The 25,006-nt window shown below is 64.0% G+C and carries 15 protein-coding genes and 1 other RNA gene; 4 read left to right on the forward strand and 12 right to left on the reverse strand.

Features of this window, described 5'->3' with window-relative positions; all coding sequences use genetic code 11:
* Positions 1–58 precede the first annotated feature (58 nt).
* Positions 59–2,827 carry an aconitate hydratase AcnA gene (gene acnA, locus ASF90_RS04520; protein WP_055846526.1) on the reverse strand — a complete coding sequence of 923 codons (2,769 nt, stop codon included), beginning with the start codon at positions 2,825–2,827 and terminating at the stop codon, positions 59–61.
* A 148-nt stretch (positions 2,828–2,975) separates the two neighbouring features.
* On the opposite strand from acnA, the gene ASF90_RS04525 reads away from it, so the two are divergent.
* From ASF90_RS04525 to ASF90_RS04540, 4 genes are all read left to right on the forward strand, one after another.
* Positions 2,976–3,224: an AbrB/MazE/SpoVT family DNA-binding domain-containing protein gene (locus ASF90_RS04525; RefSeq protein ID WP_016903180.1), complete on the forward strand. Its 249-nt coding sequence runs from the start codon at positions 2,976–2,978 to the stop codon at positions 3,222–3,224.
* Complete coding sequence (locus ASF90_RS04530) at positions 3,221–3,631, forward strand: type II toxin-antitoxin system VapC family toxin (protein ID WP_011259444.1); 411 nt, start codon at positions 3,221–3,223, stop codon at positions 3,629–3,631. The genes ASF90_RS04525 and ASF90_RS04530 overlap by 4 nt, the downstream gene beginning before the upstream one ends.
* 65 nt (positions 3,632–3,696) lie before the next feature.
* Complete coding sequence (gene acnB, locus ASF90_RS04535; protein WP_055846528.1) at positions 3,697–6,288, forward strand: bifunctional aconitate hydratase 2/2-methylisocitrate dehydratase; 2,592 nt, start codon at positions 3,697–3,699, stop codon at positions 6,286–6,288.
* Positions 6,289–6,481: 193 nt separating this feature from the next.
* Positions 6,482–7,297 carry an alpha/beta fold hydrolase gene (locus ASF90_RS04540; protein ID WP_055846567.1) on the forward strand — a complete coding sequence of 272 codons (816 nt, stop codon included), beginning with the start codon at positions 6,482–6,484 and terminating at the stop codon, positions 7,295–7,297.
* Between the two features lie 958 nt (positions 7,298–8,255).
* Here ASF90_RS04540 and ASF90_RS04545 read toward each other — a convergent pair.
* The 11 genes from ASF90_RS04545 to ASF90_RS04595 form a co-directional block, all read right to left on the reverse strand.
* On the reverse strand, positions 8,256–10,619 hold the full coding sequence (locus ASF90_RS04545; RefSeq protein WP_115559964.1) for an EAL domain-containing protein: 2,364 nt from the start codon (positions 10,617–10,619) through the stop codon (positions 8,256–8,258).
* Between the two features lie 6 nt (positions 10,620–10,625).
* Positions 10,626–11,702 carry a chemotaxis response regulator protein-glutamate methylesterase gene (locus ASF90_RS04550; protein WP_055846532.1) on the reverse strand — a complete coding sequence of 359 codons (1,077 nt, stop codon included), beginning with the start codon at positions 11,700–11,702 and terminating at the stop codon, positions 10,626–10,628.
* Positions 11,699–12,295, reverse strand: a complete 597-nt coding sequence (cheD, locus tag ASF90_RS04555) for a chemoreceptor glutamine deamidase CheD (protein ID WP_005993860.1) — start codon at positions 12,293–12,295, stop codon at positions 11,699–11,701. Before cheD ends, ASF90_RS04550 begins: the two co-directional genes overlap by 4 nt.
* Complete coding sequence (locus ASF90_RS04560) at positions 12,292–13,158, reverse strand: CheR family methyltransferase (RefSeq protein WP_055846534.1); 867 nt, start codon at positions 13,156–13,158, stop codon at positions 12,292–12,294. The genes cheD and ASF90_RS04560 overlap by 4 nt, the downstream gene beginning before the upstream one ends.
* 219 nt (positions 13,159–13,377) lie before the next feature.
* Positions 13,378–13,453: non-coding RNA, sX9 sRNA (locus ASF90_RS21385), on the reverse strand.
* Positions 13,454–13,506: 53 nt separating this feature from the next.
* Complete coding sequence (locus tag ASF90_RS04565; protein ID WP_055846537.1) at positions 13,507–15,885, reverse strand: methyl-accepting chemotaxis protein; 2,379 nt, start codon at positions 15,883–15,885, stop codon at positions 13,507–13,509.
* An 82-nt stretch (positions 15,886–15,967) separates the two neighbouring features.
* A complete protein-coding gene (locus ASF90_RS04570; RefSeq protein WP_005993867.1) occupies positions 15,968–16,351 on the reverse strand; it encodes a hypothetical protein in 384 nt (127 codons plus the stop codon).
* Between the two features lie 313 nt (positions 16,352–16,664).
* Positions 16,665–17,150, reverse strand: a complete 486-nt coding sequence (locus tag ASF90_RS04575; RefSeq protein ID WP_011037040.1) for a chemotaxis protein CheW — start codon at positions 17,148–17,150, stop codon at positions 16,665–16,667.
* A 121-nt stretch (positions 17,151–17,271) separates the two neighbouring features.
* Positions 17,272–18,060 carry a flagellar brake protein gene (locus ASF90_RS04580; RefSeq protein WP_055846540.1) on the reverse strand — a complete coding sequence of 263 codons (789 nt, stop codon included), beginning with the start codon at positions 18,058–18,060 and terminating at the stop codon, positions 17,272–17,274.
* 1,426 nt (positions 18,061–19,486) lie between these two features.
* Entirely contained in the window at positions 19,487–22,159 is a 2,673-nt protein-coding gene (locus tag ASF90_RS04590; protein ID WP_055846545.1) for a Cache 3/Cache 2 fusion domain-containing protein, read from the reverse strand.
* Between the two features lie 469 nt (positions 22,160–22,628).
* Positions 22,629–24,890 (reverse strand): methyl-accepting chemotaxis protein, encoded by a 2,262-nt coding sequence (locus ASF90_RS04595; RefSeq protein WP_055846548.1) that lies wholly within the window; start codon positions 24,888–24,890, stop codon positions 22,629–22,631.
* Positions 24,891–25,006: the final 116 nt, after the last annotated feature.

The following is a 25,006-nucleotide window of genomic DNA, read 5'->3' on the forward strand; positions in this document are numbered from 1 at the left end:
CAGAAACGACATTCCCGCCAAGCGGCGGGAATGTCGGTCCAGCGTCAGCGGCTAAGGATCACGCCGCCTTGCGTGCGGCCAGCTGGCGTAGGACGTACTGCAGCAAGCCGCCGTGCTTGAAGTACTCCACTTCCTTCGGCGTCAGCAACAGCACCTTGACCTGGAACTGCTTGACGCTGCCATCGGACTTCTTGGCATCGACGGTGGCGCGACGGCTGGCACCGTCCTGCAGGCCGGTGATGTCCAAGATTTCGGAGCCATCCAGACCCAGCGTCTGCGCATTTTCGTTTTCCAGGAACTGCAGCGGCAGCACGCCCATGCCGACCAGGTTGGAGCGATGGATGCGCTCGAAGCTCTCTGCGATCACTGCCTTGACGCCCAGCAGGTTGGTGCCCTTGGCCGCCCAGTCGCGCGAGGAGCCGGTGCCGTATTCCTTGCCGGCCAGCACTACAAGCGGCACGCCATCGGCCTTGTACTTCACCGCCGCGTCGTAGATCGCCAGCTTTTCCGGCTGACCGCCAGCTGCTGGGTAATACAGCGTGTTGCCGCCTTCTTCGCCACCGAACATCAGGTTCTTGATGCGGATGTTGGCGAAGGTGCCGCGCACCATCACATCGTCATTGCCGCGGCGGCTGCCGTAGCTGTTGAAGTCGGCCGGTTGGACGCCGCGTTCCTGCAGGAAGCGTCCTGCTGGCGAATCCTTCTTGATGTTGCCGGCCGGGGAGATGTGGTCGGTGGTGATCGAGTCGCCGAACAGGCCCATGATGCGCGCGCCGTGCACGTCCTCCACATGGCCGACCTGCATGGTCATGCCATCGAAGTAGGGCGGGTTCTTGATGTAGGTGGATGCGGCATCCCACTCGTACAACGCGCCATCGGGCGAGGCGATGGTGTTCCAGCGCGAATCGCCCTTGAACACATCGGCGTAGTTCTGCTTGAACATCTCCGGGCCGACGGTCGCGGCGATGGTGTCGCCGATTTCCTTGTTGCTCGGCCAGATGTCGCGCAGGTACACCGGCTGACCGTCGCTACCGGTGCCCAGCGGCTCGGTGGTGAGGTCGATATCGGTGGTGCCAGCGATCGCATAGGCGACGACCAACGGCGGCGAGGCCAGATAATTCATTTTGACTTCGGGATGCACGCGGCCTTCGAAGTTGCGGTTGCCCGACAACACCGATGCGACAACCAGATCGTCCTTGGCAATCGCGGCGGACACGTCTTCCGGCAGCGGGCCGGAGTTGCCGATGCAGGTGGTGCAGCCGTAGCCAACCACGTAGAAGCCGAGCGTTTCCAGGTCGGCCAGCACGCCGGCCTTGCTCAGATAATCGGTGACCACACGCGAGCCCGGCCCAAGCGAGGTCTTGACCCACGGCTGCGCCTTCAGGCCCTTGGCGGCCGCGTTGCGTGCCAGCAGGCCGGCACCGAGCATCACTGCCGGGTTGGAGGTGTTGGTGCACGAGGTGATGGCGGCGATCACCACCGAGCCGTCGCGCAGCTGCCAGCCGGCGCCGCTGTCGGCCGCGCCTTCGGCATGCGCCTCCTTGGCGCCGACTGCGGTGCCGCCACCGCCTTCGTTCTTCAGGCGATCTTCCTGCTTGATGTCGCCCAGCCGCTTGCTACGCGCCTCGGCGAACGGCTTGAGGCTTTCGCGGTAGTTGGACTGCATGTCTTCCAGCAGCACGCGGTCCTGCGGGCGCTTCGGGCCGGCCAGCGACGGCTTGACCTCACCCATGTCCAGTTCCAGCGTGGCGCTGTACTGCGCTGGCGGGGTGGTGGCGTCGTGCCACAGGCCCTGCGCCTTTGCGTAGGCTTCCACCAGCGCAATCTGCTCCTCGCTGCGGCCGGACAGGCGCAGGTAGGTCAGCGATTCTTCGTCGACCGGGAAGATGCCGCAGGTGGCGCCGTATTCCGGTGCCATGTTGCCGATGGTGGCGCGGTCGGCCAGTGGCAGGTGCTGCAGGCCCTCGCCGAAGAACTCGACGAACTTGCCCACAACACCGGCCTTGCGCAGCATCTGGGTGACGGTGAGCACCAGATCGGTGGCGGTGGCGCCTTCGGGCAGTTTGCCGGTGAGCCTGAAGCCCACCACCTGCGGAATCAGCATTGAGGAGGGCTGGCCCAGCATCGCGGCCTCCGCTTCGATGCCACCCACGCCCCAGCCCAGCACGCCGATGCCATTGATCATGGTGGTGTGGCTGTCGGTACCAAACACGGTGTCGGGATAGGCGACCAGGGTGCCGTCCTTGTCCGCGCTCATCACCACGCGGGCGAGGTTTTCCAGATTGACCTGGTGGACGATGCCGGTATTGGGCGGCACCACCTTGAAGTTTTCGAACGCTTTCTGGCCCCAGCGCAGGAAGCCGTAGCGTTCCTGGTTACGCTGGAATTCGATCTTGCCATTGAGGTCGAGGGCGTCGGGCTTGCCGAACACGTCCACCTGCACCGAGTGGTCGATGACCAGCTCGGAGGGAATCTGCGGGTTGATCTGGTCGGCGTCGCCGCCCAGCTTGACCACCGCATCGCGCATCGCGGCCAGGTCGACCACGCACGGCACGCCGGTGAAATCCTGCAGCACCACGCGCGCGGGCATGAAGGCGATTTCGATCTCCGGCTCGGCCTTGGGGTCCCATTTGGCGACTGCCTCAATGTGGTCCTTGCCGACGGTCACCCCGCCGTCCTCGTGCCGGAGCAGATTCTCCAGCAGGATCTTCATCGAGTAGGGCAGGTGGGCAATATCGAATCGCTCGCCCAGTTTGGGCAGGCTGTAATAGTCGTAGCGCTTGCCGTGGACCTCAAATAAGGCGCGGGTGGAAAAGGAATCGCTCATGCATCACTCCTATGGCGTCGAAGGCTTTAGGTAGGGGCCCTATTCTGAGCAGTTCAGTGTGTACGCACGGTGTGTCCGGGTCGATCTGCTCGCTTGAGTACGACCGCCCAAGTACGTATCATGTGCGCATACTTTCTGGAGCATGCTCATGGAAGCCACCGTTGCCGAACGTGGACAGATCACGCTGCCCAAGGCCGTGCGCGATGCCCTGGGCCTGACCAAGGGCACCACCCTCAAGATCGAGCTCGATGGTGGGCGCATCATCTTGCGTAAAGATGTCAGCGAAGCGCTGCGCAAGGTGCGCGGCAAGTTCAAGCTGGTCGATGGCCTGACCAGCACCGACGAGGCCATGCGCGCCATCCGCGGCCGCGCGCCCGGGGACCCGTTCGACCCATGATCGCCCTGGATTCCTCGGTGCTGCTGGACATCCTCATCGGCGACCCGGTGTATGGCGAGGTGTCGGAAATCTGCATCGGCGATGCATTGGCGCGCGACGAGGTCGTGGTCTGCGACGCGGTGGTGGCCGAAGTGCTGGCCATGCTGGACACCCAGGTCGACCTGATGGAAACCCTGGCCTCGATCGGGGTGCGCTACGAAGCCACCCAGGAAGCGGCGGCAGTGCGCGCCGGCCATATGAACAAGCGCTTCCGTGCACGCGGCGGCAAGCGCGAGCGGGTGGTGGCGGATTTTCTGATCGGCGCCCACGCGATGCTCCAGTGCGATGGGTTGATTACCCGCGACGAGGGCTTCTTCCGCGATTACTTCAAGGGCTTGAAGATCACCGTCCCCAAGCCCGTTGCCTGATCCACGCCTTCTGATCCACGTCTGACGTTTTTACACATTCACTGCTGTCCTTTTGGAGAACCCGCATGTTGGAAGCCTATCGCCACCACGTTGCAGAGCGCGCCGCGCTCGGTATCCCGCCGCTGCCGCTGACCGCGCAGCAGACCGCCGAGGTCATCGAACTGTTGAAGGCTCCGCCCGCCGGCGAAGAAGCCTTCCTGGTCGAGCTGCTGAGCCAGCGCGTGCCGGCCGGCGTCGACGACGCCGCCAAGGTCAAGGCCTCGTACCTGGCCGCCGTGGCGTTCGGTACCGAGAAAACCGCACTGATCAGCCCCACGCGTGCAACCGAGCTGCTGGGCACCATGCTGGGCGGCTACAACATCCAGCCGCTGATCGACCTGCTGGATAACGCCGAGCTGGGTGCCACCGCCGCCGAAGCGCTCAAGCACACCTTGCTGGTGTTCGATGCGTTCCACGACGTGCAGGAAAAGGCCGACGCCGGCAACGCGCACGCCAAGTCCGTGCTGCAGAGCTGGGCCGATGCCGAGTGGTTCACCAGCAAGCCGGAAGTGCCGCAGAGCATGACCGTCACCGTGTTCAAGGTGCCGGGCGAAACCAATACCGACGACCTGTCGCCGGCGCCGGATGCGACCACCCGCCCGGACATCCCGCTGCACGCGCTGGCGATGCTGAAGAACGCCCGCGAAGGCGCGGCGTTCGTGCCGGAAGAAGACGGCAAGCGTGGCCCGATCCAGGCCATTGCCGACCTCAAGGACAAGGGCCATCTGGTGGCCTATGTGGGCGACGTGGTCGGCACCGGTTCTTCGCGCAAGTCGGCGACCAACTCGGTGCTGTGGTGGACCGGCGAGGACATTCCGTACATCCCCAACAAGCGCTTCGGCGGCGTGTGCCTGGGTAGCAAGATCGCCCCGATCTTCTACAACACCATGGAAGACGCCGGTGCGCTGCCGATCGAGCTGGACGTGTCGCAGATGGAGCACGGCGACGTGGTCGAGCTGCGTCCGTATGACGGCAAGGCGCTGAAGAACGGGCAGGTGATTGCCGAGTTCGCGATGAAGTCGGACGTGCTGTTCGACGAAGTGCGCGCCGGTGGCCGCATTCCGCTGATCGTGGGCCGCGGCCTCACCGCCAAGGCGCGCGAATTCCTGGGCCTGCCGACCTCGGATCTGTTCCGCCTGCCGATGGACCCGCCGGACACCGGCAAGGGCTTCTCGCTGGCACAGAAGATGGTCGGCCGCGCCTGTGGCTTGCCGGAAGGCCAGGGCATGCGCCCGGGCACCTATTGCGAGCCGAAGATGACCTCGGTGGGTTCGCAGGACACCACCGGCCCGATGACCCGCGACGAGCTGAAGGACCTGGCCTGCCTGGGCTTCTCCGCCGACCTGGTGATGCAGTCGTTCTGCCACACCGCCGCTTACCCCAAGCCGGTGGACGTCAAGACCCACCACACGCTGCCGGAATTCATCTCCACCCGTGGCGGCGTGTCGCTGCGTCCGGGAGATGGCGTGATCCACAGCTGGCTCAATCGCATGCTGCTGCCCGACACCGTGGGCACCGGCGGCGACTCGCACACGCGTTTCCCGATCGGTATCTCGTTCCCGGCCGGCTCCGGCCTGGTGGCGTTCGCCGCCGCCACCGGGGTGATGCCGCTGGACATGCCCGAGAGCGTGCTGGTGCGTTTCAAGGGTGAGATGCAGCCGGGCGTGACCCTGCGCGATCTGGTCAACGCGATCCCGCTGTATGCGATCAAGGACGGTCTGCTGACCGTGGCCAAGCAGGGCAAGAAGAACATCTTCTCCGGCCGCATCCTGGAAATCGAAGGCTTGCCGAATCTGAAGGTGGAGCAGGCGTTCGAACTGTCCGATGCCTCGGCCGAGCGTTCGGCGGCCGGTTGCAGCGTGCACCTGGACAAGGCGCCGATCATCGAATACCTGACCAGCAACATCACCCTGCTGCGCTGGATGATCGCCGAAGGCTATGCCGACGCGCGCACCCTGGGCCGCCGCATCAAGAAGATGGAAGAGTGGCTGGCCGACCCGCAGCTGCTGCAGCCCGATGCCGATGCCGAATATGCCGCGGTCATCGAGATCGACCTGGCCGACATCCACGAGCCGATCGTGGCGTGCCCGAACGACCCGGACGACGTCAAGACGCTGTCCGACGTAGCCGGTGCGGCGATCGACGAAGTGTTCATCGGTTCGTGCATGACCAACATCGGTCACTTCCGTGCCGCGGCCAAGCTGCTGGAAGGCAAGCGCGACATCCCGACCCGCCTGTGGGTGGCACCGCCGACCAAGATGGATGCCTCCGAGCTGACCAAGGAAGGCCATTACGGCACCTTCGGCGCAGCCGGCGCGCGCATGGAGATGCCGGGCTGCTCGCTGTGCATGGGCAACCAGGCGCAGGCTCGCGAGGGCGCCACGGTGTTCTCCACCTCTACGCGTAACTTCCCCAACCGTCTGGGCCGCAACACCAATGTGTACCTGGGCTCGGCGGAACTGGCGGCGATCTGCTCGCGCCTGGGCCGGATTCCGACCAAGGAGGAGTACATGGCCGATGTGGGCGTGATCAAGACCAGTGGCGACCAGATCTACCGCTACATGAACTTCGATCAGATCCAGGAATATCAGGACGTTGCGGATACCGTCGCGGCCTGATCCAGCGGATTGGATGGACCTTAAAACGCCCGGCAATGCCGGGCGTTTTTCGTTTATCGGGCAATGACTTCGCTTCGCGTAGAGCGTGACGTGCGTCAAAACAAATCGCAGTTAAACCGCTTGCCGCACTGCAACAAATTTCTGATGTGAAGAGGTCTAGAGTTCCGCCGCCCTCCCATTTATGTCGATGCCGATGCCTTCTTGCACGATCGCAGGTCAAACACTCCATTACACCCAGCACGGTCAAGGTTTTCCGATCCTGCTCGGCCACAGCTACCTGTGGGACGCGGCGATGTGGGAGCCGCAGATCCAGGCGCTTTCGCAGTACTACCAGGTGATCGTTCCTGAGCTGTGGGGCCATGGGCAGTCGGGCGAACTGCCGCAAGGCACGCAGGGAATCGACGATCTTGCCCGGCAGATGCTTGGCCTGCTGGACGCGCTGGAGCTGCCGCAGTGCGCGGTGGTGGGCCTGTCGGTGGGCGGCATGTGGGGCGCCGAGCTTGCTTTGATGGCGCCAGAGCGCGTGCGCAGCCTGGTGTTGATGGACACCTTCCTGGGCGCCGAGCCGCAGGCCACGCGTGCGCGTTACTTCGGCATGCTGGATGCGATCGAGGCGGCCGGGCAGGTGACGCCTGCGCTGATCGAGGCGATCGTGCCGATCTTCTTCCGCCCCGGCATCGATCTGACATCGGCATTGCCGGCCGCGTTCGCGCAGCGCCTGGCGGCGATGACGGCCGAGCAGCTACGGACGTCGATCGTGCCGCTTGGCCGCCTGATCTTCGGACGTGCCGACCGACTGGATGCCATGTCTGCGCTGGATCCTGCCAACACCTTCCTGCTTGGTGGCGACGCGGATATTGCGCGGCCGCCGGAAGAGTTGTGGATGATGGCCGAAGCGATCTGCTGCGATTACGAACTGGTGCCCGATGCCGGGCATATCGCATCGCTGGAGAATCCGGCGTTCGTCAATGCGCAGTTGCTCGGGTGGTTCAAACGCACCTTGTCGTGAGGTTGAAGCGGGGAGGGTGCGCGTGGAATAACGCGTGTGCCCTTACTCCAAGCGCTCTTCGATAGGGTGAGATGGCTTATCGCTGCTTTGCGTCTCCCGTTGAGAGCTTCAGATGTGTTTCCTTCTCCCGTCGGGAGAAGGTGCCCGTAGGGCGGATGAGGGGAGGGTTTCGGCGGGATTTGTGGGTGGCCGTACCCTCACCCCAACCCCTCTCCCGCAGGGAGAGGGGCTTATAAGCGCTGCAGCCGTCTACGCGCTGCGGTCGTCCAAGGCCTGCAATCGTCTGGATGTTGCGTGGTTACGGTTGCGCGCCTAGCNCCCCTCTCCCGCAGGGAGAGGGGCTTATAAGCGCTGCAGCCGTCTACGCGCTGCGGTCGTCCAAGGCCTGCAATCGTCTGGATGTTGCGTGGTTACGGTTGCGCGCCTACCCAGGCTTCCAGTGTCGGCAGCTGCTTTCCTTCTCCCGTCGGGAGAAGGTGCCCGTAGGGCGGATGAGGGCAGGGTTTCGGCGGGATTTGTGGGTGGCCGTATCCTCACCCCAACCCCTTTCCCGGGGGGAGAGGGGCTTATAAGCGCTGCAGCCGTCTACGCGCTGCGGTCGTCCAAGGCCTGCAATCGTCTGGATGTTGCGTGGTTACGGTTGCGCGCCTAGCCNGGGAGAGGGGCTTATAAGCGCTGCAGCCGTCTACGCGCTGCGGTCGTCCAAGGCCTGCAATCGTCTGGATGTTGCGTGGTTACGGTTGCGCGCCTAGCCAGGCTTCCAGTGCCGGCAGCTGCTTTCCTTCTCCCGCCGGGAGAAGGTGCCCTTAGGGCGGATGAGGGTAGGGTTTCGGCGGGATTTGTGGGTGGCCGTACCCTCACCCCAACTCCTCTCCCGCAGGGAGAGGGGCTTACAAACGCTGCAGCCGTCTACGCGCTGCGGTCGTCTAAGGCCTGCAGTCGTCTGGACGCTGCGTCGTTACGGTTGCGCGCCTAGCCAGGCTTCCAGTGCCGGGGCCGGGAGGGGCCGCGAGAACAGGTAGCCCTGCAGGACTTCGCAGCCCAGGTCGGCCAGGAACAGGCGCTGTGCTTCGTTCTCGACGCCTTCGGCGACGACGTGCTTGCGCAGGTGCTCGCCGATGCGCAGCACCGATGTGGTGAGCGCGCGTGCGTCTTCGCTGTGTTCGATATCGCGTACGAAGCTCATGTCCAGTTTGAGTTCGTCGATCGGCAGGCGGTGTAGATGGCTCAGGCTGGAATAGCCGGTGCCGAAGTCGTCCAGCGATAACGAGATGCCGGCTTCGCGGATGGCGTGCAGGTTCTCCAACACGCCCGGTTGCCCGGACAGCATCACGCTTTCGGTCAATTCCAGGGTGAGGTCGGAGGCTTGCACGCCGGTGTCGGCGATCAGCCCAAGCAGGTCGGGGAGCATGCGTGGGCTTTCGAAGCCGCTGGCCGACAGATTCACCGACACGCGTGTGACCGGAATGCCGCGCAGACGCCAGTCGGCCACTTGTTCGCAGGCGCGGCGCAGGACCCAGGCGTTGAGCTGGGGCATCATGCCTTGCTCTTCGGCGACCGGCAGAAACCGTGCCGGCGAAATGGCGCCGAGTTGCGGATGATTCCAGCGCAGCAACGCTTCCACGCCGTACAGCGCGTGCGGGGCGGCGCTATGCAGTTGCGGTTGGTAATGCAGCTGCAATTGATCGCGACCGATGGCCTGACGCAGTTCCGCTTCCAGCGCCACGCGCTCCTGCGCCATGCGATTCATGTCGGAGCTGAAGAAACGGAAGCGTCCGCCGCCTTCCTTCTTGGCGCGATTCATCGCCAGATCGGCATGCCGCAGCAGGATGTTGATGTCGCGCCCGTCTTCGGGAAACATCGCCACGCCGATGCTGGCCGAGGGATGCACGGTCATGTGGCCTACCGACAGCGGGCCGGCGATGGTGCCCAACACGCGTTCGGCCGCGGCGCTGGCCTGCTCGGCGCTGCATTGCGGCAGGGCCAGTGCGAATTCGTCGCCGGCCACGCGTGCCAGCATGGCGGTGGCGGTAAGTTGGTCGCCGACGCGCAGCGCGATGTCGCGTAACAAACCATCGCCGGCAGAATGGCCCTGACTGTCATTGATCAGCTTGAAGCGGTCGATGTTGATGAACATCAACGCGACCGGCTCGGCAGCGTATTCGGCCTGGGTCAGCGCCTGCTCGGCGCGTGCGCTGAACATGATGCGATTGGGCAGGCCGGTCAGCGCGTCGTAGAACGCGAGCTGATGCACGCGTTGACGGATCTGCTCGCGCTCCAGTGCCAGCGTGCACAGCTGTTGACACAGTTCGGTCAGCCGTACGTGCCAGGCATCGGCACGTTGCGGCTTGCGGTAATACAGCGCAAAGGTGCCGAGCACGCGCGAGCTATTGGCGCGGATCGGGGTGCTCCAGCAGGCGCGCAGACCCATCGGCATCAACAGGTCGCGGTAGGCGGTAAACAACGGGTCGGTGGCGATGTCTTCCACCATCACCGCACGGCCGCGCCAGGCAGCGGTGCCGCATGCACCTGCCCCGGGGCCGATCTTCAGGCCGTTGACGGCGTCGGCATACTCGGGCGGCAGACTCGGCGCGGCCAGCGAATGCAGGCAGCCCTGGTTGTCGGCGCTCATGACAGTCGCCAACACTTCCGGTGCGATGCGTTCGACCTCGGTGCAGATCAGCGTCATCACCTCGATCAGCGGGCGCTCCTGCACCAGCGCTTCCAGCACGCGGTGCTGCAGCACTTCGTGCATCTTGGTGTCGGTAATGTCGGTCAGCACCGCCACGTAATGCGACGGATTGTGTTTGGCGTCGTAGATCGGATTGAAGTTGAGCGAGATCCACAACGGCGAGCCGTCCTTGCGATAGACCAGCAAGTCGGCACGGGTTTGCTGCAGGGCATCGGCGCGATCGCGGATGCGCGCAACCTCGCCCTGGTCGCTCTGCGCGCGGGTCAACACATCCGACGGGCGCTGGCCGACCAGCTCGGCTTCGGTGTAGCCGAACATGCGCTGGAAGCCATCGTTGGCATAGAGCAGGCGCGATTGCAGGTCGCAGATGAGGATGGCACTGCTGCTGCCATCCAGCGCTTCGGCCAGCAAGCGCGAACGACGGTCATCCGGCGCTTCGCCGGGCTTGGCCATGCCGGCCGTGAGCGGGCCGTGCTTGATCGGCGTGCGCGCATGATCGAATGCGGTAACCGACGACGTATCGCCGACCAGTTCCGCTGTCGCCCACGCATCCGTCGCCGTGTTGGCGTCGGTGTCCGGTGCGCCGTCGTGCGGCGGCAGATCGGTCGGATGCGGGGGCAGGGCGCGCATGGGCGATCAGCGCGCTTGTGCCGACAATGCGATCAGGCGTTCGGCAACACGGTCCAGCGGTACCACTTCCTGCGCGGCGCCCAGCTTGTAGGCGGCGCCGGGCATGCCCCACACCACGCTGCTGGCTTCGTCCTGTACCAGTGTGGGGGCGCCGGCCTGCAGCATTTCCAGCAGGCCGCGCGCACCGTCGTCGCCCATGCCGGTGAGGATGGCGCCGACCGCATTCGGCCCGGCGTTGGCGGCGACCGAGCGGAACAGCACGTCCACCGCCGGCTTGTGGCGATTGACCGGCGGGCCGTCGTCGATACGGCAGCGCCAACGCGCACCGTCGCGAATGATGCGCAGGTGCTGGCCGCCCGGCGGCAGATAAGCGTGGCCGGGCAGGATGGCTTCGCCGTCGCTGGCTTCGCGCACCGACATCGCCGAGTGGCGATTGAGGCGCTCGGCGAATGCGGTGCTGAAGCTGGCCGGCAGATGCTGGGTCATCACCACGGCCGGTGCATCGGCGGGCATGTGTTCGAGCACCACGCGCAGCGCTTCGGTGCCGCCGGCAGAAGCGCCGATGGCGATCAGGCGGTCGGTGGTGCGGAAGCGCAGCGCGCTGCCCGGCACCGGTGCCGATTGCATGTCCAGGGTGAGCTTGGGCGTGCTGGGGCGATGCAGTGCACTGACCTTGGCCTTGGCGGCCATCTTGACCTTGCTGACGATTTCTTCGGCATAGCCTTCCAGTCCACGCACGACGTCGATCTTGGGCTTGGAGATGAAGTCCACCGCACCCAGCGACAAGGCCTGCAAGGTGGTGTCGGCACCACGCTCGGTGAGCGAGGAAATCATCACCACCGGCGTCGGGCGCAGGCGCATCAGGTTTTCCAGAAACACCAGGCCGTCCATGCGCGGCATTTCCACGTCCAGCGTGATCACGTCCGGATTGAGGCGTTTGATCTTTTCGCGCGCCAGGATCGGGTCGGCGGCCGAGCCGATGACTTCGATGCCCGGATCGCGCGAGAGGATTTCGGTGAGCATCTGACGGACCACCGCCGAGTCGTCGACGATGAGTACACGTACGGGAGTTTCCAGCGTCATTCGAACAACTCCACTCCACCGGTGACCGGTGCTTTGGACAGACGGGCGCGCACGGCCGATTCTGTGGCGGCGACTTCGGCTTCGTGCGCATGCGGCAAACGCTGCACGACTACCCGGCCGGTCGTCGGAAAGAACCACACCTTGCGCGGATGGATGCCGCACAGATCTTCGGCAATGATGGGGATGTGTTCGGCTTGCAGGTACTGGCGCACGAACTCGGCGTTGCGGGTGCCGACCGGATTGCTGGTGAAGCCCTTGAGCACGTTGGCGCCGCCGAAGACCTTGGCTTCGATGCGTTTGCGATGCGCGCCGCGCTTGAGCATGTCGTTGATCAGCAACTCCATCGCATAACTGCCGTAGCGCGCCGGTGCACCGTCGCCGACCTGTCCTTCGGGCAGCAGGAAGTGATTCATGCCGCCGATCTTGAGCACCGGGTCGCGCAAGCAGGCCGCAACACACGATCCCAAGGTGGTCGTCAACGCGGTGTCGTCGTCCACCACCAGATATTGAGTGGGCAGCAGCTTGGCGGTAATGGTCTGGAACCGCGAATCGCGGTAGCGCATCACGTCGTCGACTTGCACGGCGGTACTCATGCAGAGGCTCCCGAACGCGGAGCGCGCCGATACAGCGTGCGCCCGCACGGCTGGATCAGATCGGCTGCGTGCAGGTAATTCTCCGAGTGCCCGGTGTAGAGCAGACCGTCGTCGCCCATGTGGCTGACCAGACGCGACAGGATGCCGCGCTGGGTCGGTTTGTCGAAATAGATCATCACGTTGCGGCAAAACAGCGCCGCATATGGGCCGCCGACGTCGTAACGCGGCGACAGCAGATTCAACTGGCGGTATTCGATGAGTTGGCGCAGCGCAGGAATCACCCGGCACTTGCCTTCGTTGGGGCCGCTGCCGCGCTGAAAATACTTGCGCTTGATCGCCGCATCCAGCGAGGCGACGCGGTCGATGGCGTAGACGCCGCGCGAGGCGGTTTCCAGCACCTGGGTGTCGACGTCGGTGGCGACGATGCTCACCGGCGGGGTCAGTGTGCCGAACGCCTCGCAGGCGGTGATGGCGATGGAGTAGGGTTCCTCACCGGTGGATGCGGCGCACGACCAGATCTTCAGCGGCGCCTGCGAGGCGCGCTTCTGCAGTTCTTCGCGCAATTTGTCGAAGTGATGCGGCTCGCGGAAGAACGAGGTCAGGTTGGTGGTCAGGGCGTTGGTGAACGCCTGCCATTCTTCTTCGTCGTTGCCGGCTTCCAGCTGGTCGATGTACTCGCGAAACGAGCGCAGCCCGAGCACGCGCAGGCGGCGCGACAGGCGGCCATACACCATGTCGCGCTTGGCCGGTGCCAGCGAGATACCGACGCGTTGGTAAATCAGGTCGCAAACGCGCTTGAAGTCGCGGTCGCCAAAATCGAATTCGCGCGTGTCTGAAGCGGGAGTCGTAGTCGTCATATCCATACACGTCGGGAGCTATAACGTGGTATCGGCCATGTAGCCGTGCAACTGAAGCACCAATGCATCGATGACTGCGGTTGGGCTCGGTGTCGCAGCAATGCTGCGGTGCGGCGGCGTGCAGCGACGACGCGGCGGGGTGGAGGCTGCCTGTCGTTGCGAGAGGCAGAAACACAACGCCCTGGCAGTGCCGGGGCGTTGTGGGTGACAGCGGTGACTTGGAGCGGTTACCAGAACGTAGCGAGCAGTCGTCAGTTGGGTGCGGACGGCGCGAAGGAGGCGGAGTGTACGCGTGGTACCTGCCGCATCCGCCGCGCCCGCCTGGCGCCTGCACAGCCCTTCTGTTGGCTGCTCTTAGAACTCTTGCCAGTTACCGTCGGCCAGTGCGGCCTGTGGCTTGGCAGATCGCGCCGACGGCGCTGCGGCTGTCCGCACGGCCGGCTTGGCCGCCGTCTTGACCGCAACCGGACGCGAGGCCACCGGGCGCACACGCGCTTGTGCAACCGCTGCCGATTCGTCCAGCTTGAACACCGACACCGCTTCGGCCAGATGACCGGCCTGCTCTTCCATCGAGCGGGCGGCGGCAGTGGCTTCTTCCACCAGGGCTGCGTTCTGCTGGGTGGTTTCGTCCATCTGGGTGATGGTCTGGTTGACCTGCTCGATGCCGGCCGACTGTTCCTGCGAGGCGGCAGAAATTTCGCCCATGATGTCGGTGACGCGCTGCACGCTGGCAACGATCTCAGCCATCGTCGCACCGGCCTTGCGCACCAGCGCAGAGCCTTCGGCGACCTTGTGCACGGAGTCGTCGATCAAGCCCTTGATCTCCTTGGCGGCGCCGGCCGAACGCTGTGCCAGCGTGCGCACTTCCGAGGCGACCACCGCAAACCCGCGGCCTTGCTCACCGGCACGTGCCGCTTCCACCGCTGCATTCAAGGCCAAAATATTGGTCTGGAAGGCGATGCCGTCGATGACCGAGATGATGTCGGCGATCTTCTTGGACGAGGCTTCGATGCCGGACATGGTGGTGACCACCTGCGACACCACGTCGCCGCCCTGCGAGGCCACACCGGTGGCGCCGATGGCCAGCTGATTGGCCTGACGTGCGCTTTCGGCGTTCTGCTTGACGGTGGAAGTGAGCTCTTCCATCGAGGCAGCGGTTTCTTCCAGGTTGGCGGCCTGCTGTTCGGTGCGGTGCGACAGATCGCTGTTGCCAGAGGCGATTTCGCCGGCTGCCGAGTTGATCGCACTGGAGGAGAGCTTGATGCGACCGACGATATCGGCCAGTTGCTCGGCGGTGGCGTTGGCATCGTCACGCATCTGCGCGAACACGCCGCTGAACTGCCCTTGCATGCGCACGGTCAGGTCGCCACGCGATAGCGCAGACAACAGCGCAGAGATCTGCTCCAGGCTGCCGGCATTGGCATCCAGCAAGCCGTTGAGCTGCTGCGCCAACTGCAGGAAGAAGCCCTGCTTGCCGTCGGTTTCGACGCGGCCGCTCATGTCGCCGCTGGCAGCGGCACGCACGATGCGGGCGACTTCTTCTTCAACCTGGACTTCGATGGTGCGGTCGCGCCATTCGCAGACTTCGCCGGTGGTTTCGCCTTGCTCGTTCTTGATGCCGGTGACGGTCTGCGCCAGCACGACTTCGCCGAAGCGCTCTTCGAAGCTGGTGACACCATCGCGTTCGAGCGCAGCAACGGCCTTGCGCACGGTCGCGTCCGACAGGCCCAGGTAGCTGATGTGCTGACCGATGACCTTGCTCGCATCGAACTCGGGCGATGCCAGGCGGATGCTGCTTTCGTACTGCGTCACGATCTTCTTGAAGGCATCGTTGGCGTAGATCATGACGCGGTCGGGATCGGTGATGAAGGTGCCGGTGGACGACTTGTCCAGCGCGGTGCGGATGCGCAGGTTCTCGTCGGCGACTTTCTGATCGCGTTCGATACGCTCTTTCAGATCGCGCTGCATGCGCTGCATGGAGCGCATCAGTTCGCCCACTTCGTCCTTGCCGTGCGCATTGATCTGGCCATCCAGCTTGCCGCCGGCGATTTCGGTGGCGGTGCTCACCGCGCCGCGCATGCTGCGCACGATGGAGCGGGCGAACAGGAATGCCAGGCCCAGGCCACCGGCAATGCCGATCAGCAACACCACCATGGTCAGCGAGACCGAGGTTGCGTGGACCTTTTCGGCCTTGGTCTTGGCGGCCTGTGCCAGCAGATTGTCCTCGGCGATCAACGCAGCCAGCGAATCCTTGGCCTTGTTGTGCAGGGTGCGGGTCTCGCCGACAAAGGTGTCGATGGCATCGTCGGGGAGATTGAGCTCGATCATTTCATCGACGCTGGCGTACGAGGCCGAGGCCTTCTTCCAGTCGGCCACGAACACGTTGAAGAGTTTTTTCTGTTGCGGGCTTTCGATCAGGCGGGGATAGCCCTTGATCGTTGCCTCGATTTCGCCGTTGAGCTTCTTGGCGCGGACCCTGGCTTCCTGCTTGACCGCATCGCTGGCGCGCACCAGATTTTGATAAGACGCATTCCGGTATTCGCCGAGCATGCCGCGCAGATCGCCGGCTTCGCGCACGCTGGACATGGTGTTGCCGGCCAGATCGCGCGTCACGTTGTTGAGCGATGCCAGGCCCGAATACGCGATGATTCCCTGCACCAGCATGATCAGCAGCACGATGCCGAACGCCAGCATAAGCCGCGGCATCAATTTCAGATTATTAATCCATTGCATTGACACGATTCCCCCGTAGAAGTCAGTCCGCATAATCCAGACAGCACATCGCCACGCATGGGCGTGGCGATGTGCGATGCGATTACTTGATGGTGGCGAGCTTCAGGCTGGCCGGGGAGCTGACTTCGATTTCGGCGCGCGAGCTGTCGCGCTGGATCTTGCCGAGGACGCAGACGTCCTTGCCTTCCAACGATTCGGGGGCAAAGCTGAACTTGCCGCGGTTGGCGCCGTCGATGCGGGCCGAGAAGGTGTGACGCGGGAACATGCCGCCCATGTACAGGAAGGTGGGTTCGCCTTCCGAGCTCTGCGCGTACTTGGCCTTTTCGACCTTGCCGCACACCATGCCGTCCTTGCCGACGAAGCGGGTGGCCATCTCCGGCGGAATCATTTCCTGCGACTGAGCCGACAGCGTGGGGGCAACGATCACGAGAGCAGCGACGGGGAGGAGCGAGAGCAGGAACTTCATTGGGGATTCTCCAGAATCGAAAGTCGAACGGTGACCCGCTTATGAACGCGGGCTTCTATTCAGCTATCGGCTAACTGGGATTCAACTTGAAGAAAAAAAATGTGATTCACATGGCACTTCTATCTAGTAGTGCGTCTCGTGTCGGGAAGCTCCCGACACCTGATGGTGGTATGCGCATTAGGCATAAACCACTGCGGCCGTCAGAGGGCCGCCGGGTGTTCAAACGCGGCGATGCACACCTGCTGCATTGCCGCGCTTGCCAACCACTGCATCCCTCTGACGACCGCAGGTCGCCGCACTCAACCGCCGTGAATCAGGCAGCTTCTTCAGCCAGCTGCTGCTGACCCAGCTCGGTGCTGTCCAGCAGGGTTTCGATATCCAGCAGGATCAGCATGCGATCGTCCTGGGTGCCGATGCCGGAGATGAAGCGGGTGTCCACTGCGGCGCCGAACTCGGGCGTCGGGCGGATCTGGTCGTCATTGAGCGGGATGACGTCGGAGACGCTGTCCACCACGATGCCGACCACGCGGTCTTCGACGTTGAGCACGATCATCACGGTGAACGCGTCGTAGCGCGCTTCCTTGAGGCGCAGCTTCAGGCGCAGGTCGATCACCGGCACGATGGTGCCGCGCAGGTTGATCACACCCTTGATGTAGTCGGGCGCGTCAGGCAGACGGGTGACCGAATCGTAGCCACGGATTTCCTGCACTTTCAGGATGTCCACGCCGTAGTGTTCTTCGCCCAATGCGAAGCTGAGGAATTCACCACCGGTGCCGGTGGCAGTGCTTTTGTCGTTCATGAAAACTCCGGGCGTTGCGGCTGAGTGTCAGGTTGCGGCACTAGGTTGAGAAGGCTGCCATAGCAACATCGGCGCAGCGCTCGGCAACTTTAGGTGCGTGGACCAAGTGGTACGTGCGGGTTCAGAACACGCCGCTCTTGCGCGCGTTGCGCTGGCGGTCGACCCGAAAGATGTAGCGCTGGATGGTTTCGTCGGCGCCACGCGGCAGATCGCTGAACTGCAGGCCGACGCGGAAGCCTTCGCTGCCATTGGGTAGAGTCTGCTTGTATTGGCTGCACACCGTGAGCGGCAGGGCGATCGGTGCGACGTCGGGCAGGTGCAGCGTGCAGTCGCGATAGGTGCGTTGCGGCTCCAGCAAGGGCATTCCGGCGGTGAGCGACACCGCCAGGCCGCCGCTGCTGATGTCGATCACGCGCAGCTGCAGATTGAGGTTGCCGCCCTCGGATTCGTCCTGGCGGATGATGCACATGGGCGAGTCGGTGATCGGCGTTTCCAGCCGGTACGATTCGCGGCGTTGCATGTGGTACATCGCGTCCGGCAGCTCGGCGCGGAAGGCAACGTGGATGTCGCGCTCGATGCGCTCGGCCTTTTCCAACCGGAAACGCACGTTGACCCGCTCCAGTTGCGCATAGCAGAGCAGGTACTTGGCATCTTCGATGGCGCGGTTGGAGGTGTCGTTGTGGCTGCCGTCCAGAATCACGCAATCGTCGTCTTCATCGATTTCGAGCACGGCGGTGGGCACGGCCATGTCGCGGCCTGCCACATGCATGGTCACTACGGCGCGTTGGTCGAGCAGCTGGCGCAGCAAGCCACGGATCTGCCGTTTGTTGCGCAGCAGATAGCGTTCGTCACCTTCTGCAAGGTGATCGTCGTGGTCCAGCTCTGACTCTGAGGTATCGCCTTGGGACATGGGCACAAGCACAGTGGTAGCGGGAAGAAGCCCGGAGGGTTGTCCCGGCGTCGCCTTGATATCGGCGGCAAAGCGAAATCTTTAAGTGCCGCTGATAAAACTCGTACGCCTGACGCTGCTCATGACCCGTCGCGATGGGCGGTGTGCAGAGCTTTTAACGCAGCATCCATCGAGGTTCTGGGGCGCGATGTCTTCGTTCTTCGGCAAGGCAACCAGCCACCAGCCACCAGCCTGGTGCGGTGTCCTCGCCGCTTGCGGCATGGAAGCCGCCATCGAGCCCCCAGGGACGGCTTCACGGCGTGTCCCGCGAGCGGCGAGGGCACCGCGCGTTCGATACTGCGAGTTTGCTGCAGGGCCCTTGCCCGCTCACCATCGCAGGACACGCTGCAAGTACGTCCATGTAAGCTCCGTGGCGGCATCCATGCCGCCAAGGGTCCTGCGACGGTGAGCGGGCAAGGGCCAGTGAAGGTGGTCGNGGACACGCTGCAAGTACGTCCATGTAAGCTCCGTGGCGGCATCCATGCCGCCAAGGGTCCTGCGACGGTGAGCGGGCAAGGGCCAGTGAAGGTGGTCGACGCGTTGGTGCAAGCGACAGGCGACGTTCGCCCGCAGTGCCGTCATATCACTGGCTGCTTTCATCAAACAGCCAACCAACGTTCTGGTGCGGGGCCCTGGCCGATTGCGGGACCGTTGGCGGCATGGATGCCGCCATCGAGCCCCCAGGGATGGGTTCACGGCGTGTCCCGCGAGCGGCGAGGGCACCGCGCCTTCGATACTGCGAGTTTGCTGCAGGGCCCTTGCCCGCTCACCATCGCAGGACACGCTGCAAGTACGTCCTTGTAAGCTCCTTGGCGGCATCCATGCCGCCAAGGGTCCTGCGACGGTGAGCGGACAAGGGCCAGTGAAGGTGGTCGGCGCGCTGGTGCAAGCGACAGGCGACGTTCGCCCGCGGTGCCGTCGCATCACTGGCTGCTTTCATCAAACAGCCAACCAACGTTCTGGTGCGGGGCCCTTGCCGATTGCGGGACCGTTGGCGGCATGGATGCCGCCATCGAGCCCCCAGGGATGGGTTCACGGCGTGTCCCGCGAGCGGCGAGGGCGCCGCGCGCTCGATACTGCGAGTTTGCTTCAGGGCCCTTGCCTGCTCACCATCGCAGGACACGCTGCAAGTACGTCCATGTAAGCTCCGTGGCGGCATCCATGCCGCCAAGGGTCCTGCGACGGTGAGCGGGCAAGGGCCANAGGACACGCTGCAAGTACGTCCATGTAAGCTCCGTGGCGGCATCCATGCCGCCAAGGGTCCTGCGACGGTGAGCGGGCAAGGGCCAGTGAAGGTGGTCGGCGCGCAGTGTTTGAGCACGGCAACCAACAACGCCTGGACCTCTCTCGACTCACCCAGCGTTTGCCTCAGACAGCGTTTGTCGCATCAGTGATATGCGTGGCGTGCGTTGGCCAGCAAGGTGCTCAGGCTGTCCTGCTGTTCGAGACGGAACACCGCCACTGCGTCCACCAGCTGCGTAGCCTGTTCTTCCATCGAGCGTGCGGCTGCCGTGGCTTCTTCCACCAGTGCTGCGTTCTGCTGGGTGGTTTCGTCCATCTGGGTGACGGTCTGGTTGACCTGGGTGATGCCGGCGGCCTGCTCGCGCGAGGCGCTGGTGATCTCGCCCATGATGTCGGTGACTCGCTGCACCGAGCTGACGACCTGCTGCATGGTGCTGCCCGCTTCCGACGCCAGTGCGGCGCCGTTGCCGATGCGGGTCACCGAGTCCTCGATCAGGTGCTTGATCTCCTTGGCCGCACCGGCCGAGCGCTGGGCAAGCGTGCGCACTTCCGAGGCCACCACGGCAAAGCCGCGGCCCTGTTCGCCAGCACGCGCGGCTTCTACCGCAGCGTTCAAGGCCAGGATGTTGGTCTGGAAGGCGATGCCGTCGATGACGCTGATGATGTCGGCGATCTTCTTGGACGAGGCGTCGATATCGGACATGGTGGTGACCACGCGGGAAACCACGTCGCCCCCCTTGGCGGCCACGCCGGCCGCATCCAGCACCAGGCGGTTGGCCTGGTCGGCGTTGTCGGCGTTCTGCTTGACGGTGGCGGTGAGCTCTTCCATCGACGCGGCGGTTTCTTCGAGTGCGGCGGCTTGCTGTTCGGTCCGACGCGACAGGTCGCCGTTACCGGTGGCGATTTCGCTGGCGGCCGAGTTGATCGCCAGCGACGCGTCCTTGATGCGACGTACGATGCCGGCCAGTTGGTCGGCGGTGGCGTTGGCGTCGTCGCGGATGGTGGCGAACACGCCTTGCAGATCGCCGTCCATGCGCGCAGTGAGGTCGCCTTGCGACAACGACGATAGCAGCGCGGAGACACGCGAGAGGCCATCGGCGTTGTTGTCCAGCAGCATGTTCAGTTGCTGGGCGAGTTGGAGCAGGAAGCCCTGCTTGCCGGCGGTGTCCACACGGCCGCTCAGATCGCCAGCTGCGGCGGCCTGCACGATACGCGCGACTTCTTCTTCCACCTGCACTTCCTGGGTGCGGTCGGCCCACTCGATGACAAAGCCCATGCGCTCGCCGGCGGCATCCAGTACCGGGCTGACCACCTGGCGCACGATGCGGTCGCCAACGGTGATCTGGGCGACGTTGGTGCCGGTGAGCTGTTCGAGCATGCGCTCGTGCTCCTTCGGTGCGGCATGGAACTGATTGATGCTGGTGTCGATCAGCTTGTCCGCATCGAAGCCGGGCGCAACGCCACGCAACTGTTCCTGCACGCCCTTGAGCAGGCGTTGCAGCGGCCGGTTGACGTAGATGATGCGCTGATGGATGTCGGCGATCATCACGTTGGTGCTGACATCGTCCAGCGCGGTACGCACACGCAGTGCTTCGCTGGCGATCAGGTGATCGCGCTCCAGCCGCGCGCGCAGGTCGTCGCGCATGGTGCGGGCGCTGAGCAGCAGGCGGCCGAGTTCATCGTGCCGATCGATCTCGATGGGGTTGTCCAGGCGGCCGGCGGCAACATCGCCGAGCACGCGTTCCACTGCAATCAATGGCCGGGTGACCATCTTGCGTGCGGCGATGAACACCACCGCGATACACAGCGCCAGCACCACCAGCGAGAACAACAGCATGCTGCCCATCAGCTGGTCGAGCGGGCCGTCGATGGCGCTGCGCGGCTGGGTGCCGATCACCGCCCACTGCCACGGCGCATAGCGCTGTGCGGTGACTTCGAACGCCTGCGCGTTGCCCTTGGCATCGCGCAGCTGCAGGCTGGCGCTGGGCTGCTTGCCGTCCAGCACCGACTGCAATGCCGCTTGCTGCTCGGCCGGCACCAGTGCCGACAACGTCGCCGGAGCACCAGGCGGTGCGGCGATGATCTGGCCCTGGTGCTCGCCAGGCGCCATGTCGGCGATGACGAAATAGCCGTCCTGTCCCAGCTTGGTCGTGCTGACCTGGGCCTTGAGCGCGGCCAGGCCCTGGGTGTAGTTGCGACCGACGAACAGCGCGCCGATCACCTCGCCAGCAGCGTTGCGCAGCGGCGCGTAATAGGTCATGTACTGGTCGCCGAACAACTGCGCCTGGCCGGTGAAGGGCTTGCCTTCGGACAGCGCGGCGTAGGCCTTGCCCTTGCGATCGAGCAGGGTGCCTATCACGCGCTCGTTCTGTTTGTTACGCAGCGAGGTGGTGATGCGTACGAAGTCGTCGCCGGTGCGCGCGAAGATGGTCGCAACGCCGCCGGTGGTCTGCGCGAAGCGATCCACCGCGTCGAAGTTGAGATTCAGGGCCTGCTTGCCGGAGCGCAGCGTGGGCGTGTTCTGCTCGCCGATGCTCACGGTACTGGCGGTATCCAGCTCGCGTGCGCCGCGCGGCAGCATGTCGTCGAAGACGCTGCCCAGGCGCTCGGTGCCTTCGGTCAGGGTGACGTCGTACATCGCCACCGACTGCTGCATCAGCCGCGTGCTCGAACGCAGTTCGGCCTTGACCTGCGATTCGATGTCGCCGGCCGATTGCCGGTAGATGGTGAGGGCGAGCAGCCCCAGCGACATCGCGATGACCAGGGTCAGCAATGCGGACAACCGCGTACCAACGGAAAGTCGGTTGAAGAAATGCATGAGAGTGCCTTGCCCGGGGGAGGGCGTTACGGATGCGTGAATGCGATAACGGCCGTCTATGCGCGAAATTGATCGTTTTTGTAGAAATCAGCACAACAGGGTGCGCTGTATTCAGTTTCCGCTCATTGGAAGCGTTTCCAGCTACGCCGCCGACAATCGGCATATGTAAGGACTATGTGAAGTTGGGAGCGTGAAGGACACCATCGACCCCGATCTGCGCGTGCCGACGACGCGGACATAAAAACGCGAACATAAAAAAGGGCCGCATCCCCTTGCACGGGATGCGGCCCACAAGATCCGCGAAGCGCGGACTCGAACGACTCTCGAACTTTCTGTAGTGCTGATGTTGATGGTGGTGGTGCGCAACGCGTAGATCACTCACCGCGCAGTTACCTGCTGCAACGGTGGTACATGGCTGCGTCGGTGCATGCGCTGACGGGTATCAGCGCATTCCTTGTTGCGGGTGAATTCAGAACTCATGCCACCCGCTGGCGTTGGCTGTCGACGCAGACGCACTCACCGCAGGGCGGCGCGCCATCGCTGGCGTGGCGGTGGTGCGTGCCGCCGGACGCGCTGGCAGGCGCGCATTGCGTGGCGCGCTGGTGATGGCAGACAGGTGACGCGCGACCGGCGCCTGTGCCTCGACCTTGAACACGGCCACGGCTGCGGTGAGTTGCTGCGCTTGTTCTTCCATGGCGCGTGCAGCGGCGGTGGCTTCTTCCACCAACGCTGCGTTCTGCTGAGTGGCTTCGTCCATCTGCGTCACGGTGAGGTTGACCTGCTCGATGCCGGCCGACTGCTCCTGCGAGGCGGCAGAGATCTCGCTCATGATGTCGGTGACACGCTGCACCGAGGAAACGATCTCCGCCATGGTCTTGCCGGCCTGATCCACCAGTTGCGAGCCATCGGCCACGCGCTGTACCGAATCGCCGATCAGGTCCTTGATCTCCTTGGCGGCCGCCGACGAACGCTGCGCCAGCGTGCGCACTTCAGAAGCAACGACCGCAAAACCACGGCCTTGGTCGCCGGCGCGCGCCGCTTCCACTGCCGCATTCAAGGCCAGGATATTGGTCTGGAACGCGATCCCGTCGATCACGCTGATGATGTCGGAAATCTTTTTCGATGAGGCCTCGATGCCGGCCATGGTGTCGACCACTTTGCCGACCACTTCGCCACCTTGCGAGGCCACGTTGGCGGCACCGATGGCGAGCTGGTTGGCCTGGCGTGCGCCCTCCGCGTTCTGTTTGACGGTGGAGGTGAGCTCTTCCATCGATGCGGCGGTCTCTTCCAGATTGGCCGCCTGTTGCTCGGTGCGCTGCGATAGATCGTTATTGCCGGTGGCGATTTCGCTGGCCGCGGCGTTGATCGACAACGCAGAGGTCTGGATGCGCCCGACGATGTCGGCCAACTGGCTGGCGGTGGCGTTGGCGTCGTCGCGCATCTGTGCGAACACACCCTTGAAGTCGCCGTCCATGCGTGCGGTGAGATCACCCGCTGCAATGGCCTGCAACATGCCCGACAGCGATTGCAGGCTGCCATCGGCGGTGGCCATCAATTGATTGAGGCTTTCGACCATGATGCGGAAGTCGTACTGAAACTGCGCCGCATCGCCGCGTGCACTGAAGTCGCCATTGGCAGCAGCGTTTGCCAGGTGCTTGATCTGTTGGTTCATCGCAGCCAGGTTGGCCTTGACCTGCGCCATGGTGTTGGTGAGTGCGGCCTTTTCGCCGGGGAGCTGCTGCATGTCTTCGCTGAGGTCGCCGATTGCATAGCGGCCCATGATCTGCGCCAGACGTGTGGTGACCTGGATGTGGCTGTCGACCAGCGCATTGGTATCGCCTGCCATGCGGCCAAAATCGCCAGGAAATGCGCCGCCATCCATGCGGAAGCTGATCTGGCCGGCATCGTGGCGTTTGGCCATGTCCAGCTGCGCGGTGATCAGGTTGCGCACCTGCGTTTGCATCTTGTCCATCGCCTGCAACAGGCGGCCGGTCTCGTCGCCGGCATCGGTATGCACGGCATTATCCAGCTTGCCGTCTGCAATCGCTTCGGCAGCACGTGTGGCACGGCTCAGCGGCCGAGTGAGACTACGGGTGATCAGCAAGCCCAGCGTGCTGCTGAGCAGCACCACCAGCAGCGAACCGCCCACCAGCAGCTTGCGCGAATCGTTCATCGATTGCAGCGCAACTGCAGCGGCTTCGGCGGCGAGTTTGTCCTGCAAAACGATGTTGTCGCCGATCTTGTCCTGCCACTGCTGCAGCGCGGGCGCTGCCTTGGTGAGCAGCAGCGGCAGCGCTTCGTCGCTGTGGCCGGACGTCACCAGATCGATGACGTGGTTGTTCAAGTCGCGCACCGTGGGGGTGAGCTGATCGATGTCGTTGCGAATGGCCTTGCCTTGTTCCGAGACGGGCATGGCGTACAAGGCGTCGCGCGCTTTGGCGTAGTCGGCGCGTGCGCGTTTGATCTTTTCGATGAACTTCAGATTGTCGGCATCGCTGGTGGGCAGCACCAGGTTGCGCAATTCCGCGGCGATGATGTAGTTCGCATTCATCATGTCGTTGGACAGGCGGATCTTGGTCATGTTCTGGCTCACCAGGTCATCGACCAACCCGCGTGCCGAGGTCAGGCCGCGATAGCCGATAAAGGCAATGAAGCCCGATAGCAGGATCAACACGGCAAAGGCGCCCGCCAGGCGTGGTCCGACATTGAAACGCAGCAAGAAAGAGTTCATGGAGTCGCTCGGCTCGATAGGGATGGGGTGCATGACATCGACCGGGTGGCACGTCGCCGTGCGCTCGTGTCCGCTTTGCGGCATGCCCAGTGGTAACGGCTGCAACTGCCTCGAAT

The sequence above is a fragment of the Xanthomonas sp. Leaf148 genome (assembly GCF_001423585.1).
In the GTDB taxonomy this organism is placed as follows: domain Bacteria; phylum Pseudomonadota; class Gammaproteobacteria; order Xanthomonadales; family Xanthomonadaceae; genus Xanthomonas.

Excerpts from the sequence above, each read along its gene's own strand:
- acnB (WP_055846528.1), top strand. The coding sequence starts at position 3,697 with ATGTTGGAAGCCTATCGCCACCACGTTGCAGAGCGCGCCGCGCTCGGT.
- ASF90_RS04545 (WP_115559964.1), bottom strand. The coding sequence starts at position 10,619 with ATGCGCGCCCTGCCCCCGCATCCGACCGATCTGCCGCCGCACGACGGC.
- ASF90_RS04590 (WP_055846545.1), bottom strand. The coding sequence starts at position 22,159 with ATGCATTTCTTCAACCGACTTTCCGTTGGTACGCGGTTGTCCGCATTG.
- ASF90_RS04565 (WP_055846537.1), bottom strand. The coding sequence starts at position 15,885 with ATGCAATGGATTAATAATCTGAAATTGATGCCGCGGCTTATGCTGGCG.
- ASF90_RS04580 (WP_055846540.1), bottom strand. The coding sequence starts at position 18,060 with ATGTCCCAAGGCGATACCTCAGAGTCAGAGCTGGACCACGACGATCAC.
- ASF90_RS04550 (WP_055846532.1), bottom strand. The coding sequence starts at position 11,702 with ATGACGCTGGAAACTCCCGTACGTGTACTCATCGTCGACGACTCGGCG.
- ASF90_RS04540 (WP_055846567.1), top strand. The coding sequence starts at position 6,482 with ATGCCTTCTTGCACGATCGCAGGTCAAACACTCCATTACACCCAGCAC.
- ASF90_RS04595 (WP_055846548.1), bottom strand. The coding sequence starts at position 24,890 with ATGAACTCTTTCTTGCTGCGTTTCAATGTCGGACCACGCCTGGCGGGC.
- ASF90_RS04570 (WP_005993867.1), bottom strand. The coding sequence starts at position 16,351 with ATGAAGTTCCTGCTCTCGCTCCTCCCCGTCGCTGCTCTCGTGATCGTT.
- ASF90_RS04530 (WP_011259444.1), top strand. The coding sequence starts at position 3,221 with ATGATCGCCCTGGATTCCTCGGTGCTGCTGGACATCCTCATCGGCGAC.
- acnA (WP_055846526.1), bottom strand. The coding sequence starts at position 2,827 with ATGAGCGATTCCTTTTCCACCCGCGCCTTATTTGAGGTCCACGGCAAG.
- ASF90_RS04560 (WP_055846534.1), bottom strand. The coding sequence starts at position 13,158 with ATGGATATGACGACTACGACTCCCGCTTCAGACACGCGCGAATTCGAT.
- cheD (WP_005993860.1), bottom strand. The coding sequence starts at position 12,295 with ATGAGTACCGCCGTGCAAGTCGACGACGTGATGCGCTACCGCGATTCG.
- ASF90_RS04575 (WP_011037040.1), bottom strand. The coding sequence starts at position 17,150 with ATGAACGACAAAAGCACTGCCACCGGCACCGGTGGTGAATTCCTCAGC.
- ASF90_RS04525 (WP_016903180.1), top strand. The coding sequence starts at position 2,976 with ATGGAAGCCACCGTTGCCGAACGTGGACAGATCACGCTGCCCAAGGCC.